This is a genomic window from Bacteroidales bacterium (genome assembly GCA_016707785.1).
Lineage (GTDB): Bacteria > Bacteroidota > Bacteroidia > Bacteroidales > UBA4417 > UBA4417.
Window position 1 is genome coordinate 299,647 of sequence record JADJGZ010000001.1, and the last position, 15,940, is coordinate 315,586.

General features: G+C 39.8%; 15 protein-coding genes. 5 read left to right on the forward strand and 10 right to left on the reverse strand.

Annotated features, from left to right (window positions below):
- Nucleotides 1-38: 38 nt before the first annotated feature.
- Nucleotides 39-275, reverse strand: coding sequence for a hypothetical protein (locus tag IPH84_01215; protein ID MBK7171861.1), 237 nt, complete (start codon nucleotides 273-275; stop codon nucleotides 39-41).
- A 238-nt stretch (nucleotides 276-513) separates the two neighbouring features.
- Here IPH84_01215 and IPH84_01220 point away from each other — a divergent pair, with 238 nt between their 5' ends.
- Together IPH84_01220 and kdsA are read left to right on the forward strand one after the other, a co-directional pair.
- The gene (locus tag IPH84_01220; protein ID MBK7171862.1) at nucleotides 514-1,866 is read left to right on the forward strand and encodes a replication-associated recombination protein A; all 1,353 of its coding nucleotides are present in this window, start codon (nucleotides 514-516) and stop codon (nucleotides 1,864-1,866) included.
- A 167-nt stretch (nucleotides 1,867-2,033) separates the two neighbouring features.
- Nucleotides 2,034-2,852, forward strand: coding sequence for a 3-deoxy-8-phosphooctulonate synthase (kdsA, locus tag IPH84_01225; GenBank protein ID MBK7171863.1), 819 nt, complete (start codon nucleotides 2,034-2,036; stop codon nucleotides 2,850-2,852).
- Between the two features lie 8 nt (nucleotides 2,853-2,860).
- Here the strand turns inward: kdsA and IPH84_01230 are convergent, their stop codons facing one another.
- Both IPH84_01230 and IPH84_01235 read right to left on the reverse strand, forming a co-directional pair.
- On the reverse strand, nucleotides 2,861-3,481 hold the full coding sequence (locus IPH84_01230) for a DUF1282 family protein (GenBank protein MBK7171864.1): 621 nt from the start codon (nucleotides 3,479-3,481) through the stop codon (nucleotides 2,861-2,863).
- A gap of 12 nt (nucleotides 3,482-3,493) precedes the next feature.
- Nucleotides 3,494-4,648 (reverse strand): DUF4831 family protein, encoded by a 1,155-nt coding sequence (locus IPH84_01235; protein MBK7171865.1) that lies wholly within the window; start codon nucleotides 4,646-4,648, stop codon nucleotides 3,494-3,496.
- A 315-nt stretch (nucleotides 4,649-4,963) separates the two neighbouring features.
- Between IPH84_01235 and pstC the strand changes: the two genes are divergently transcribed.
- Genes pstC through IPH84_01250 form a run of 3 tightly spaced genes read left to right on the forward strand, consistent with a single transcriptional unit; the run spans nucleotide 4,964 to nucleotide 7,437 of the window.
- Complete coding sequence (gene pstC / locus IPH84_01240; GenBank protein ID MBK7171866.1) at nucleotides 4,964-5,812, forward strand: phosphate ABC transporter permease subunit PstC; 849 nt, start codon at nucleotides 4,964-4,966, stop codon at nucleotides 5,810-5,812.
- Nucleotide 5,813: 1 nt separating this feature from the next.
- The gene (locus IPH84_01245; protein ID MBK7171867.1) at nucleotides 5,814-6,674 is read left to right on the forward strand and encodes an ABC transporter permease subunit; all 861 of its coding nucleotides are present in this window, start codon (nucleotides 5,814-5,816) and stop codon (nucleotides 6,672-6,674) included.
- Between the two features lie 4 nt (nucleotides 6,675-6,678).
- Nucleotides 6,679-7,437 (forward strand): phosphate ABC transporter ATP-binding protein, encoded by a 759-nt coding sequence (locus IPH84_01250; protein ID MBK7171868.1) that lies wholly within the window; start codon nucleotides 6,679-6,681, stop codon nucleotides 7,435-7,437.
- A gap of 29 nt (nucleotides 7,438-7,466) precedes the next feature.
- On the opposite strand, the gene IPH84_01255 is transcribed toward IPH84_01250, so the two are convergent.
- From IPH84_01255 to IPH84_01285, 7 genes are all read right to left on the reverse strand, one after another.
- Nucleotides 7,467-9,656, reverse strand: coding sequence for a glutamine synthetase III (locus tag IPH84_01255; protein MBK7171869.1), 2,190 nt, complete (start codon nucleotides 9,654-9,656; stop codon nucleotides 7,467-7,469).
- An 89-nt stretch (nucleotides 9,657-9,745) separates the two neighbouring features.
- The gene (locus tag IPH84_01260; protein MBK7171870.1) at nucleotides 9,746-11,197 is read right to left on the reverse strand and encodes a sodium:solute symporter; all 1,452 of its coding nucleotides are present in this window, start codon (nucleotides 11,195-11,197) and stop codon (nucleotides 9,746-9,748) included.
- A gap of 8 nt (nucleotides 11,198-11,205) precedes the next feature.
- Nucleotides 11,206-11,796, reverse strand: a complete 591-nt coding sequence (locus IPH84_01265; GenBank protein ID MBK7171871.1) for an HAD-IIIA family hydrolase — start codon at nucleotides 11,794-11,796, stop codon at nucleotides 11,206-11,208.
- Nucleotides 11,789-12,490: a nucleotidyltransferase family protein gene (locus IPH84_01270; GenBank protein MBK7171872.1), complete on the reverse strand. Its 702-nt coding sequence runs from the start codon at nucleotides 12,488-12,490 to the stop codon at nucleotides 11,789-11,791. The genes IPH84_01265 and IPH84_01270 overlap by 8 nt, the downstream gene beginning before the upstream one ends.
- A gap of 45 nt (nucleotides 12,491-12,535) precedes the next feature.
- Nucleotides 12,536-13,120, reverse strand: a complete 585-nt coding sequence (locus tag IPH84_01275) for a D-sedoheptulose 7-phosphate isomerase (GenBank protein MBK7171873.1) — start codon at nucleotides 13,118-13,120, stop codon at nucleotides 12,536-12,538.
- A gap of 156 nt (nucleotides 13,121-13,276) precedes the next feature.
- Nucleotides 13,277-14,299 carry a dehydrogenase gene (locus IPH84_01280; protein ID MBK7171874.1) on the reverse strand — a complete coding sequence of 341 codons (1,023 nt, stop codon included), beginning with the start codon at nucleotides 14,297-14,299 and terminating at the stop codon, nucleotides 13,277-13,279.
- A 9-nt stretch (nucleotides 14,300-14,308) separates the two neighbouring features.
- Nucleotides 14,309-15,877, reverse strand: a complete 1,569-nt coding sequence (locus IPH84_01285) for a DNRLRE domain-containing protein (GenBank protein ID MBK7171875.1) — start codon at nucleotides 15,875-15,877, stop codon at nucleotides 14,309-14,311.
- Nucleotides 15,878-15,940: the final 63 nt, after the last annotated feature.

The window sequence follows — 15,940 nt, forward strand, 5'->3', positions numbered from 1 at the left end:
ATTCAGCTCCTTTTCTTAATAAGGATTTAACTCCTTAATTACTTGATGAGCTTCTTTGCTAATGAATCAGCATGAGCAGCAGCTGCAATTGAATCAGCTGTTACTTTTGCTAATGAATCCATTTTAGCCTGCTCAGCAGCTTGTACCTGTGCTAATGAATCAGCAAGTAAAGTTGAATCAGCTACTTCTTTAGCTCTTTTTTCTTCTGCGCTAGGGCCACATGCAACAACAGCAACCATACCAGCAACGAGTAATAATGCGAATAATTTTTTCATGACGCGGTTTAATTAAAAAACGCTGCAAAAGTACTGCTATTTTCATTGATGTAACATCTTTCTAACATAAAAATCAAAAATATTTTTTTTAATCCTGTATGTCCCTAATATTCAGATTATTAACATTTTGCTTGTTGATAACTTTTTTGTTTAATCAAATAATATAAGTAGCATCCTCAAAGGATTTTGGTTGGCAATATCTAAATATTGATGCTGTTATAATATGAAAATCTTCATAATGGGCAGAACTAGGTCACAGATTTATTGTGTAAGTTTGTATAGAAAATCAAATCCTTGTTCGAGATTGGAAAACACTGGCAAATACGCAGTTCCATTAGCTGAATTACTCAGGCCCTCCAGTCTTGATAACTATATCGGACAGCAACACCTGGCTGGGAAGGGCACTGCTTTCAGAAATATGATTGAGAATGGGAAAGTACATTCCATGATTTTCTGGGGTCCGCCAGGCGTTGGAAAAACGACCTTAGCCTTAATCATTGCTCAGAGTACCGGTCGTCCCTTCCATACCTTAAGTGCCATCAATTCGGGAGTAAAGGAAGTGAGAGAAGTTATTGAAAATGCCAGGAAGGAATCTTCTCAACCCATTCTTTTCATCGACGAAATCCATCGCTTCAGCAAGTCGCAGCAGGATTCCTTATTGGGTGCTGTTGAAAAAGGTATTGTAATCCTTATTGGTGCAACCACTGAAAACCCTTCATTCGAAGTAATATCCCCTCTTCTTTCCAGGTGTAATGTTTACATCCTCAAACCTCTGGAAGTGGAGGATTTGCTGACTATTATAGAAAATGCCCGGCAACAGCTTGAACTAAACCTGGGTATTCGTATTGAAGTGAAAGAATCAGAGGCACTTCTCAGAGTATCAGGCGGAGATGCCAGAAAACTTCTCAATGCCGTTGATATTGTTGTAAATGCCTTGTCAGCATCAGATAAGGCGGTAATCATCGATAATGAAAATACCCTTTCCATCATACAGCAAAATATTGCCATGTATGATAAATCAGGTGAAATTCATTTCGATGTCATTTCAGCCTTTATAAAGTCGCTCAGAGGGTCTGATCCGAATGGAGCAGTATATTGGCTTGCGCGGATGATTAATGCAGGAGAAGACCTGCTATTTATTGCCAGGAGGATGTTAATCCTGGCTTCAGAAGACATCGGAAATGCTAATCCCAATGCTTTATTATTGGCCAGCAGCTGTTTTGATGCTGTGAATAAAATTGGATATCCTGAAAGCAGGATCATTCTCTCTCAAACTGCCATTTATCTTGCTAATTCAGCTAAAAGCAATGCAAGTTATATGGCTATTGAAGATGCCCTTGCTGCTGTTGAAAAATATGGCGACCTCCCTGTTCCTTTACATCTCAGAAACGCCCCTACCCGACTCATGAAGAACATTGGCTATGGGAAGGATTATCAATACGCACATCAGTTTGAAGGGAATTTTGTCGATCTCGAGTTTCTGCCTGATAAACTTTCAGGTACACGATTTTATGATCCCGGTAAAAATGCCCGGGAATTTGAAACAAGGGAACTGTTGAAAAAACGTTGGAAAGAAAAATATCATTACTAAAGTGGCGGGTAAAAGAATTCAAGAATTCAAGAATTCAAGAATCCAAGATTCAAGAATCCAAGAATCCAGAATTCCCTGTGGGAGAATTCAAGAATTCAGAATATTAATAAACCCGAATACAATTAAACTTAAACAGTCTATTAGTCTGAAAATATCATCTACAGCCCATGCAAATCAATGATTATCTCCCAGGATTAAAATATACCGATTCAGGTAACTTTTTTTTAATTGCAGGCCCATGTGTTGTGGAAGATGAAAGCAATCCATGGAGAGTTGCAGAACAATTGGTCATGATTTCTGACAAATATTCCATTCCTTTAATCTTCAAAGCATCCTTCAGGAAAGCCAATCGATCGAAAAGCAGCTCCTTTACCGGGATTGGCGATATTAAGGCTCTGGAACTTCTAAAGGCTATCAGTAAAAAATTCATCATCCCTGTAATTACTGATATTCATTCAGAATCAGATGCCTTCATGGCGGCAGAATATGTTGATATCCTCCAGATACCGGCTTTTCTATGCAGACAAAGCAGTTTGCTTGAAGCAGCCGGGAAAACAGGAAAAGTGGTCAATATTAAAAAAGGTCAGTTTGCTTCTGCAGAGACAATGCAGTTTGCTGCTGAAAAGGTCAGAGAAACAGGAAATCAAAAAATCATGCTTACTGAGAGAGGTTCCATGTTCGGATATCATGACCTCCTGGTGGATTACCGAAATATTCCTGAAATGCAGAAATCAGGTCTGCCTGTGGTTCTGGATGTAACACATTCATTGCAAATACCCAATCAATCTTCAGGCGTCACAGGTGGAAGGCCTGACCTCATCCCTACGATAGCCAAAGCTGGTATTGCAGTCGGGGTGGATGGATTATTCATTGAAACTCACCCTGATCCGGCTCAGGCAAAGTCGGATGGTGCCAACATGCTGGCATTGGACCGGGTAGAAGAATTGATGGAGATATTGATCAAAATCAGGAAAGCTATCAGTTAATCCAGGTTCTACTTTACATACGCTTCCATTCCGGGAACAAACCAGTCGATCAGAAGTCCATAAATGTGCTGAGCAATGAAAATTGCTCCAAAAGCCAGTGCAATGGTTACCACAATGAATCCAATCTTTTTCTCCAGGCTGATGAGGAAGAGTTCCTTCACTCCATACCAGTATATGTAGAAAGTATAGGCAAGGAATACATAAATTCCCAAAGGAATGAGTATCCGCAGCAATGGATGCAGATAAATGATGAATGTTGCTATAAAAAGAGGAGTAAAAGTATACAGCACCAATTTTAGTGTTTTATTAAAATCGGTTGCTATACCCAGGCGAGGGATCGCAAAAGAGATCAGATAAGTAGCAAATATTATCAGGAGATAAGGAATGGCAACCCATGAAACAAGGTTGAATGACAGGACATACAATAACATCCAGGAGAAACCTAAAACCGGCTTTACACTGATAAATAGTCCTATGGAACGTCCAATAGCACTAAATAGAATGACAGGAAAAGCATAACCCAGAAGAAGTTCTTTGCTACTATCAGTATCTTCTCTAATTACTTTCCATTGAAGACTAGGCAACAACGAAATTTTTACCACCCGGCTGACCACTTCTATTAACTTCATAGGCTGATCTGTTTACCAGACTTTAACGTGTTTTAAGCCTCCTGTATTGTTGTAGAGCTCCAGATTATCGGTAGAAGTTGAGGGCAGGAAGGTAACAATACCCATTTGATTGATGGGGAATTGTGACTCAATCTTTACTTGTCCGCCGATCTTTATTGAAATCAATGCTTCTTCCGGAATACAATAATAAATGCCTTTTGCTTTAGAATCGGTTTGATTTCGTTGGGTAATAAAGTTGCGAATCCCTTTTAACCTTTCAAGGCTCTGAATTTCCAGTTGAATCTGGTCGCCTGCATTTAGTGACTTATCCATTATCCCTTTGCTCAATGAAAACCTACAGAGCGTTATTGTTGAAGGGTCATTTTCTTTTGTTGGAAAATAGGTAAAGGAAAAATTCTCTTTGTACACCCCGGTAACTCCTTTAAAAAGTTGAAGATAATCATTCTTCAATTTTTCCATCTGGGCATACATATATTCCATTGTACCTTTTTCATAACTAACTTCCTGGTAACCATTAATAAGATTAAACATGCTTTCATCCAGTTTCAGGATAAAATCAGCAGCCTCTTTAGCCTTTTGTTCCGGGGTTTTAGCTGAAGAAATCTTCTTAAACACTTTCTGTTCAATGGTAGTAGTATCTACACTAATTCTTCTGATTACAGTATCAACCCGTTCAAACATTGTGGGGTTTGAAACCTCCGGGACAGAAAGTCGTGAAGCAGCTATTGTTTTTGAATCGGTATCGTCCGAAAATTTCCGGTTTTTCCCTTCTACTCCAATAAGTGAGCCTTTTTCCGACAAGGAGAGTTCTAGGGATTGTCTGTCCTTTTTACTACCAGTACTTTTTACAAAATAGTATTCTTCAGGATCCGGGGAATTAACGATTGAAAGTTTGACTGTAGAAATCTCATATTCAATACTATTGAGATTTACAACTTGTGATAGTCCCAGATATTTATCCGCAAATTCTGAATAGGGGCCTTTAATTCTTTGCGTTTTTTTTACTTCAATATCAACCCTTATTCCTGTGCGGGGAAGTGAATAAAAAAATCCATCCTGGGAAGGCTCAATTAAGTCGCGTCCTACTTTTTGCACATCGATCTGAGCGAAAACACTTCCGGCAGAAATGAATCCTGTTAGTAATAGAAAGATAAACTGTTTTTTCATTGAATTCCAGTATCAAATAGAACATTTGTTCAAAATTAATGGATTTTCCCAATAATTCAATTTTATTGCTTTGAACTTACTTTTCGTGAGTTTATTCATATAAGTGAACCAACTATCTTTGTATACTGTTATTCTATCATTGTTAGACATGCATTAATACACCATTAGGCTGTTTATCAGATTGATAGACATTTATTTTTATTGATACAATCATCTGCGGGAATACAGAAAAGTATATTTGTAATAAAAACAAAGTTATCATTGAAATTTGCACTTTTAAACAGGTATAACAGGAACAAGGCCCACACTTTATGGATGGTCATTGCATTGGCATTCTCAATGCTGCTGCCCATCTTACTTGGAATTGGTCTTTACCTGAAATCAGCCCCCCTGCTTAAAGATCAGTCCTTATTTCAGATACTGTTTTCAACTAGCTGGAAACCCCTTTCCGGTCATTTTGGGCTAGCTCCTTTTATTATCAGCTCCTTATGGGTAACGATCATTGCCTTGATACTGGCTGGCCCGATTTGCCTCTTATCTGCAATACATCTTACGCAATATGCCAAACCCATTGTTTTAAGGATCATGCATCCTGTGATAGATATCCTGGCTGGAATACCCTCTGTAATTTTTGGAGTTTGGGGTGTGCTGGTGATTGTTCCCTGGGTAGGTGATTTTATTGGCCCTATTTTCGATAAGCAAATTACCGGCTACAGTATTTTAAGTGGTGGTATTGTACTGGCAGTCATGATCATACCTTTCATTTTGAATATCCTCATTGAGGTATTCCGAACGATCCCTGAAGAACTTACTGAAGTCACCCTTTCATTGGGAGCCACACGCTGGATGGTGATAAAACATGTACTACTCAAAAAAGCATTTCCCGGGATTGTGTCTGCCTTTAGTTTGGGGTTGTCAAGAGCTTTTGGCGAAACCATTGCCGTTCTCATGGTAGTGGGAAATGTAACCCAGATTCCTACTGGGGCCCTCCAGCCAGGATATCCTCTCCCGGCTTTGATTGCCAACAATTATGGTGAAATGCTTTCCATCCCAATGTATGATTCAGCTTTAATGCTGGCTGCTTTGGTACTATTGGTAATAGTGATATTGTTCAATGTTGTTTCACGATGGCTGATTCATCGACTGGAGAAAAATATAGGCTAATATGAAAATGACTCAAATAAGGAAATATGAAGAACTCTTTTTCAGGGTAGTAATGTTCCTTGCTACTTCTTTGATTTTGTTTTCCTTATGTATGATCATCTATAGTATTCTCAAATACGGATTACCTGCAGTTTCCTGGAGTATGATCAGCCAGTTACCAAAAGGAGGATTCTATTTCGGGAAAGAGGGAGGCATATTAAATGCTATCCTGGGATCGCTGTATCTTGCTATTGGTGCAACAATTATTGCCTTTCTCATCGGATTCCCTGTCTCTCTCTTCATTAACATTCATATGTACAAATTCAGGAAACTTGTGAGCTCCATTCGTTTCATGCTGGATGTGATGTGGGGAATTCCATCAATAGTATATGGGGCTTTTGGTTTTAGTGTGATGTTATTCTTAGGGATGAGGTCCTCTCTGCTCGCAGGAATGTTAACAGTAACCTTATTTATTATTCCCGTCATGATCAGGTCCATCGATGAAGTAATGAAAACTGTGCCGGTTGGATTACTTGAATCTGCATTGTCACTGGGATCCACTAAATCGGAAATATCATACAAGGTCTATTTTAAACAATGCATCTCCGGGATTACGACAGCCATGCTTCTTTCATTTGGAAGGGCCATTGGTGATGCGGCTTCTGTTCTTTTTACCACCGGATATACTGACAATTTGCCCACTTCCCTTACACAACCTACTGCAACACTGCCATTGGCTATCTTTTTCCAGCTTAGTTCACCCATTGAAGAAGTGAAGCAAAGAGCCTATGCATCTGCCGTTATTCTTACTGTGATCATCCTTATTATAAGCCTTGTCTCCAGGGTTTCTTCCAGAAGTTACCATAAGCACAAAATCAAATAACTTTATGAGTAAATGTAAAGTTGAAATAAGCCATTTGAATCTCCACATTGGGAAACAACATATCCTCAAGGATGTTTCAACCTGTATTCCAGAGAAACAGATTACTGTGATACTCGGGCCTTCTGGTTGTGGGAAGACAACGCTTTTAAAAAGCATGAACAGACTGACTGATCTTTATTCCAATGTAAAGGTAGAAGGAACCATTGTTATTGATGGCGAGGATATTTTGCATACTGATTCTGACATTACAATGATTCGCAAAAGAATGGGATTGCTTTCACAAAGGCCCTATCCCCTTCCTATGAATATTTTCAATAATGTAGCGTATGGACTGAAGATCAGTGGAAGAAAGAACAAACAAGTACTCAGAAAGAGGGTTCAGCATTATCTTGAGCTTGTAAATTTATGGGATGAGGTAAAGGACAGGCTTCATGACCCAGCTTCATCACTTTCTATCGGCCAGCAGCAGCGCCTTTGCCTTGCCAGAGGATTAGCGGTGGATCCGGATATCATTTTAGCTGATGAACCTACTTCTGCGCTTGATCCCATTTCGAGTGAAGTGGTAGAGAAGAAATTTTTTGATCTGAAAAGTCAATACACCATTATCGTAGTGACTCACAGTCTCCAGCAAGCACGCAGAATTGCCGACTATGCGATCTTTATGTACCTGGGAGAGATCATTGAACAGGGGCCAGCAGATGAGTTCTTCAGTAATCCCAAGCAGGAACTAACCCGTTCATACATAAAGGGTTTATTTAATTAGATGATTAAAACCCTCTGTTAATCTGATATTTATCGAATAAAAAGCAGTTCCCTGTATTTTGGCAGAGGCCATAATTCATCATCTACCAACAATTCCAGTTTGTCAACGTGATACCGGATGGTTTCGAAAAATGGAATAATGGTTTGATTGTATTCAAATGCTTTAGCTTCCAGGTTTTCGATTTTATTAGCCAATTTTCTACTTTCGACCATTTCATGCACCAGGGTGCGGATGATTGATATATGTTCCGAAATCTCTTTAATATTCTGCATCTGGTTATTCGAAAGCTTCACAAAAGTTTTATTATCAAGCACTTCTTTCAAACCCTTTACATTATCGATCAAGGTATTTTGATATCTTATGGCTGTTGGAATAATATGATTGATTGAGAGGTCACCAATAACTCTTGATTCAATTTGAACTTTTTTAAGGTAGTTTTCTAGGCTGATATCCAATCGTGCCAACAATTCTCTTTTGCTTAGAACCTGGTGATGTTCAAATAAACTTACTATTTCAGGTTTAACCGTAACCTTCAAAGCATCAGGAGTTGAGGAAATATTGGAGAGGCCTCTTTTAATTGCTTCCTGGATCCAGTCATCACTATAACTGTTACCGTCAAAACGTATTTTTCTTGATTCAGCAATATATTTCCTGATTACTTCATAAATGGACTCTTCCTTTTTCCGTCCTTGTTGAAGCATGGAATCCACTTCTGCTCTGAAGATCCGCAATTGGTCCGCTACAATAAGGTTAAGTGCAATCATTGGTTTAGCACAACTCTCGGAAGAACCCACTGCCCTGAATTCAAATTTATTCCCTGTAAAGGCAAAAGGTGAAGTCCTGTTTCTATCCGTATTATCCAGTAAAATTTCAGGTATTTTAGGTATATTCAATGCAGCCGGGATTGAATTACCAGGCTGCTTTTTAGCAATTCCCGTTGAATTTTCAACTTCATTTAAAATCTGGCTAAGCTGGGAACCAATAAAGACTGACATGATGGCCGGCGGAGCTTCATTTGCGCCTAAACGTAAATCATTGCTTGCAGATGCTATACTTGACCTGAGCAAATCAGCATACTGATCAACGGCTTTAATGATATTTACCAGGAAGGTGAGAAACTGAAGATTAGAACCAGGGGTATTTCCCGGGGATAGGAGGTTTGCACCGGTATTAGTTTGCAAGGACCAGTTATTGTGTTTCCCGGAACCATTGATGCCTTGATAGGGCTTCTCATGCAGCAGAATCGTAAGGTTATGTCTTTTGGCTACTTTTTCCAGTATGTGCATCAACAACTGGTTGTGATCGACTGCCACATTAGTTTCCTCAAAAACAGGGGCACATTCAAACTGGCTTGGAGCAACTTCATTATGCCTTGTCTTAACCGGGATACCTAGCCTGTGAGCTTCATATTCAAATTCTTTCATGAAATCCATAACCCTCTCAGGGATGGTTCCAAAATAATGATCTGAAAGTTGCTGATCCTTCGCAGAAGCATGTCCAAACAGCGTGCGACCTGTCAGGGCCATATCAGGCCTGGCGTGAAAAAGAGCTGTATCTACCAGGAAATATTCCTGCTCCCAGCCAAGGGTAGCAATGACCTTTTCAACAGAAGAATCGAAATATTTGCAGACAGCTGTAGCTTCCTTATCCAAGGCATGCAGCGCTTTCAGCATAGGTGTCTTATAATCAAGAGCTTCCCCGGTGTAAGAAACAAATATTGTGGGGATACACAAGGTATCATCCATGATGAATGCAGTTGATGTAGGGTCCCATGCTGTATACCCCCTGGCTTCAAAGGTATTTCGGATTCCACCGCTAGGAAAACTGGAAGCATCCGGCTCTTGTTGTATCAGCTCATTACCGCTGAAATATTCAATAGCTTTCCCATCCCCTACCGGGTTTAGAAACGAATCATGCTTTTCGGCAGTGGCTCCTGTTAATGGATGAAACCAATGGGTATAATGAGTTGCACCCTTAGAAATTGCCCATTCTTTTAAAGCATTGGCAACCTGATCAGCTAAATTACGATCAATCTTATCTCCTTTGTTTATTGAAGCCTCTAAGCTTTCAATAGATTTCTTGGAGAGATATTCCGTCATCACTGCCGGACTGAAAGTAAGTTCACCAAAATAATCCGAGATTTTCTGAGTCTTATTTTCCGAAATTCTCCTGGACCTGGAAATTGCCAGTTCAAGTGCTTTAAACCGAATATTTGACATAGTTCTAAAGATATTAGCCTGGTAAAATTAAAGAAAGGGCGCAAAGTGAGACCTGCTGAGACTCGTAAGTTTTAAACATCCCATTAACATCATACTTTTCTTTTTCTGAGTATTACCAATCCGAGGAATGTTAGTGCTCCATTGACAAGAAGCAGTTCAAAACCAATCTTATACCCGCCAAAGAGTAATTCAGAATTCTCACTCAGGAAGTAACAGATGATTGGCGATAAACAAGCAATGACGGGCACCCAAGCATCTTTTACCTGCTGTTTCGTAAATAATCCGAATGCAAAAAGACCCAACAATGGCCCGTAGGTATAACCTGCAACTGTAAAGAGTTTATCGATCACAGCCCTGTCATTAATCGCTCTGAAAACAATAATGACTATCAATAAAAGGATTGCAAAGCTAATATGAACCCAATACCTGATCTTTTGCTGTGCCTTTTCATCAAGGTGGGTTTTCTTCTGAAGTCCCAGGAAATCGATTGAAAAAGAAGTAGTTAGTGAAGTAAGTGCTCCATCGGCACTAGGGTAAGCAGCTGAAATCAAACCAATAATGAAAATGAGTCCGGCTAAAGGGCCAAGGTGATTGATAGCGATGGTAGGGAAAAGGTCATCAGATCGCTCAGGGAGTGTTATTGCATGTTGTGTTGCGTAGAGAAACAATACAGCACCCAGGAACAGGAACATTAGATTTACAAATATCAGCACTGTACTGAAGCTGAACATATTTTTCTGTGCTTCTTTGATATTTCTGCAACTCAGGTTCTTTTGCATCATTTCCTGGTCGAGCCCGGTCATCGCAATGGCAATGAACATCCCGCTCAGGATTTGTTTCAGGAAATAATGCTTACTCTGCCAGTCAGTTTCAATCATTTTTGAATAGTCACTGTTCACAACGGTGGTGATCATTTCACCAAATCCAAAACCCAGGTCTTTACTTATCAGGTAAATCGACATTCCTACTGCAATCAGCATGAATGTGGTCTGTAAGGTATCAGTCCAGATAATGGTCTTGATCCCCCCTTTGAAGGTATAGAGTATAATGAGCAGAATAAATATTGAGACAGTTAATCCGAAAGGTACATTCCAGGCATCAAATACAAATATCTGAAGCACATTAACTACCAAAAACATTCGGAAAGAGGCGCCAATAGTCCTGGAAAGGATAAAGAAGAAGGCTCCGGTTTTATAAGACCAGAATCCAAACCTTTGTTCAAGATAGGAATAGATGGATGTCAGGTTCAGACGGTAATACATTGGCATTAAAACGGTTGCAATCACCAGGTATCCGAAAAGGTATCCAACCAGCACCATAAAATAAGTGAATCCTGTAGTACCAACCCATCCGGGAACCGACATAAAAGTAACACCTGAAAGAGATGCCCCTATCATACCATAAGCCACTACATACCATGGAGATGTCTTATTTCCAATAAAGAAGGATTCATTATTTGCCTTCCGGGCTGTGAGCCAGGTGACATAGAAAAGGAGGGCTGTGTAGGCCAGGAAAGCTATAAAAATGGTTGAAGGGGTCAAACGTCGGTTTATTTGATGGGTTTATCCAAAACTAATTCATTCACAAAGCTAATTAAATCAGGATACACAAAATCGGGCAATTCACTGCAAACCCTAATTTCCATAGCGTCAGAAGAAATCAGCACATTTGTCATATCCAATCGCCTTCCAAATAACATATCGGAGAAGGTATCTCCTACCATAATGCTTTTCTTGAAACGGATTTCCGGGAATTCTTTCCTGGCTTTAAGTCCAAGCCCGACAGCCGGTTTCCTGGTGAAACTTCCGGTATGATTGAGATCAGGACTAAAATATACCTTGTCTATCCTCCCCCCTGCCATTGCAATATCATTGATCATCTTTTCATGGATTTTATTCAGATCAGATGAAGTCATGACTCCTCTTCCAATTCCTTGCTGGTTGGTAACTACCAATATTTTTTGAAACAGACTACTTGTCATGGCAAGTGCTTCCTTTACCCCGGGCAGGAATTCAAATTGTTCCGGTGATTTAATGTAATCCGCTGGTATCCTGCGATTGATAACACCATCCCGATCAAGGAAGAGTGTCCAGTCTCCACTAACGATCCCTGCGGCCAATTTGTTTATTGGATTATTCATTTTTCGGAATTTCCTTTCTTGCTTTTTCCAGGTCTTCAGGTATCCCAATATCAATGAAATAATCATTGTAAAGGACTCCATATACTTTTTTTGTCTGGCAGCTCAGTGGCAAAAGGTCATGTTCCAGCGAAAACCGACCTTTAAAGCCACTTTTTTCAATTAAATCTCTTTTAAACAGGTAAATACCTCCATTAATTAAACCAGGTTCCATGGAGGAATCTTTTTCACTAAAACTAGTAATCCTTCCATCCAGGTTTGTCTGGATTCTCCCATATCGACCTGCATCAGGAACCTCCCTCATGGCAATTAAGGCATCTGCATCTTTTGTTATTTGAATTTCAATCATCCTATTGATATCCACAGGAAAAAAGGTATCTCCATTCAGCACTAACACTAAATTAGTTTCACACAGATCAAGTGCTTTCATGATGGCTCCACCGGTTCCCAATGGCTCATCCTCTATGGAAAACTGAATTGAATATTTTTTTGAGTGAACCTGAAAATGGCTGATAATATGCTCTTTAAGGTAACCAACTGAGACAATCACATGATTAAAGCCCTCTTTTTGAAGGTATTCGAGCTGATAATCAAGGAATGGTTTTCCTGCAATCGGTGCCATGCATTTGGGTATATTTCCGAGTACTCCTTGTAACCGGCTACCCAATCCACCCGCTAAAATGATAACATCGGCCATGTAGGTTTGTTTTAAATGTCAATTGAAATGGTATGAGAATGGTTTCTATTTTCCTTTTGGGAATAAGCCACTTTCAACTATCTGACAAATAATATGGCCAATCATAATATGTGCCTCCTGAATCCGGGGTGTTTCAGTAGATGGTACTTTTAGAAGGAAATCAGAGAATGAAGCCAGCTTTCCACCGGTAGCCCCGGTAAATGCAATGGTTTTCATTTTTTTCAATTTTGCTTCTTCAAAGGCCCTGATAACATTACGTGAGTTACCTGAAGTCGATAATCCTATCAGAATATCGCCTTCTTTTCCAGTTCCCCTGACCATCCTGGCATAAACTTCATCGAAAGAATAATCATTTGCTACGGCTGTGATATAGGATGAATTCACATGCAAAGCTTCAGCATTCAATGGTTCCCGGTCATAATTGAACCGACCTGATAGCTCAGCAGCGAGGTGTTGAGCATCAGCAGCGCTTCCTCCATTTCCACAAAATAAAGCTTTTCCTCCTGATTCAAAGCAATTGATTAATTGACGGGCTGATTCGCCTATTGTTTGAATAAGGTATTCATCCTCAAGAACTTTTGTTTTTACAAAAATGGATTCACGGATAGACGCTATAATAATGTCTTTCATTGTGTAATTAGCAGGTTAGGATCAGTATGGGTTAAAGATCGGGGAAATCAGCTCAAAGTCAGGAAATGATTGACTTGAAAGGAACAAAGATAGGGGTTGATTTATTAACTCTGATGCAGACAGGAAATTGTACATTGAATTTCTTGAAGGCCAATGTTAAATAGTCCATGTTCGTAACCCACAAGAAGTAAATTCATAGGGTTGAACGAATCCGCCGAATCTGAGCAATGCATTTTGGACAGTAAAGCGACTGTTCCCCGGGCAATAAAAGGCCATAAATCCACCGCCACCGGCACCGGATATTTTTCCACCTGTTGCCCCATTATTCATAGCCGTATCATAGATTTCCTCGATAAATGGATTTGTAATTTCCTCTGCCATTTGTTTCTTATAATGCCATCCATAATTCAATATCTCACCTATCTTATCCAGATTCCCTTTAAGAAGTGCTTCCTTCATCATGATGGCCTGTGTCTTCATCTGATGCATGGCTTCCACTGATTTTATATTTCCCTCTTTCACATTTTGCTGCTGTACACTTATAATGTTTGCAGACTGACGGGTTGTGCCGGTATAATAGAGTAAAAGATTATTAGTTAGCTCATTCAGATAGTCATCCTTAATTCTTAATGGATTCACCACTACATGATCCTGTCCGGAAAACTCCATGAAATTTACCCCTCCGAATGTGGCGGAATATTGATCCTGTTTTCCTCCTGCCATTCCAAGGTCAATTCTTTCGATAGCATAAGCCAGGTGGGCGATATCATATTCACCCAGTGGCAAATGAAGCCATTCTGTAAAAGCTCCGAGAATAGCTACTGCAAGCGTGGATGAGGTACCTAATCCTGATCCCACAGGGGCATCCAGCATTGTTGTGAGCCTAAAAGACAAAGGTTCCCTGATAAAATCATCCAACATCCTGTTATAAATACCGGTCTGTAGTTCCCAGCCTTCCTGGATATTTGCTTTTTCCCCGGCTTCAAAAGACACTGAAAGGCCTTTATCCGGTTGCACCAGTGTCACCAATCCGTCAGTTGTAGGTTCTATACTTGCATAAGCATAGAGATTCAGTGTAATGTTTAAAATTGCACCTCCATAAAGATCACTGAAAGGTGAAACATCGGATCCTCCGCCGGCAAGACTTAATCGTAAGGGTGCTTTACTTCTTATTACCATTCTCCAACTTTATTGTGCAAGTATCTTGTATTTAAATTTCCTGCCATCGATTTGTACTTCCACAACATAGATTCCAATTTCCAGTTTTGGAATTTGAATCTCTGAAATATCATTACCAATAACCCTTTCGTGAGCAAGATGTCCGTTCATATCCATCACCCTGACAAATCCTGAATTTATTGAATCAGGCAGCATTATGGTGAACCCCGATCGACTGGGGTTAGGGAAAATAATCAAAGGTTCTGTGAGAGGCGTCTGTTGAGGAGGACCTAAAAGTTCCACCCTGTTACACTCTGATTCAACACTGCAGGAATTCATACTTCTCAGGCACACACTATAAGCAGCAGGAACCTCAAAAGTATGTTCCGGTTCAAACTCAGTAGAATAAGTTCCATCCCCGAAATCCCAAAGCCAGGTTGTTGCATGCTGCGAAAGGTTTGTAAACCTGACGATGGAATCATCAACAACTTCAAAGGAAAAATGTGATAACACCTCCCTGCAAACTTCTACATCTTCACAATATACAGAGTATCCACATGGATTGAGTGCTGACAGGCATACCTGGTAGTTCCCTGAGAAAGAATAGGAATGCACAGGATTCTCTTCTGTTGAAACTATTCCATCTCCAAACTCCCATAACCAGCCTGTTGTATTTTGAGATGCATTAGTAAAGCTAACAAGACTATCATTCAGGTTACTATGGTGAAATAAGGCAATTGGAGTGGAGCATAGTTCAACTGAATCACAGTAGGTTCCGGAAAAACACATATTACGAGCCGTGAGACATACCTGGTAATTATCATGAGAAAGGTATGTATGGATCGGATTCTGCTGATCAGAATAGGTTCCATCACCAAAATCCCAATTCCATTCTGTTACACCATTTGACATATCATTGAAAGCGATGGTTAGTGAATCTCCGGCTGAATATGAAAATGCTACATTTACAGGATCTGCTGTGCAAGAATCATATACGATAGTGATTACAGGACGTTTGAGTGGATCGGGATGATCATAGGAGCCAAAAACCATTGTTCGATAACGATCCTCTATGATTAACCGGATCATCAGGCCATAGCTCTCTGAAGGATTTTGCAACATATCTTTCACCAATTCTGTAATATCAATATTTGGGTAGTCTTCAACCTGATGGGTTGAGATGGATAAATGTACTTGATTCTCAGCAGTAGTTTGAGGCTGATTATCCCAGGTGATGCCATATTCCTGCCAATCCTGGGTTACCCTTTGTAAAACACATTCATTTTCTCCATACTGATATTGAGCATGTCCACTGATCGTATTGCAATATAGGCTGATATCAGCATGTTGTATTTGTGCACCTTGCGGGATAGAGGAAAGGTCAATTGCCATGAAACTTCTCTGGACAAAGAAAAAGCTCTGTGCAGTAAAAGCATTGGCTATAAAATCCATACTATTTCCGTAATTGGAACCTGGCTGATCCGTCCGGATATTGGCATCTTTTCCGTCTTCAGGCCCGGGATTCAGAACTAAGGTTACTTGTGCCTGCGTATCTAATAGGACTAATAGAAAAAAGAGAAGAGTCGATAGCTTTTTCATAATAAAAGTATTAAGCTGTATTTCAACTAAATAAATATTCAATTATCAAACAGCATACAAGTG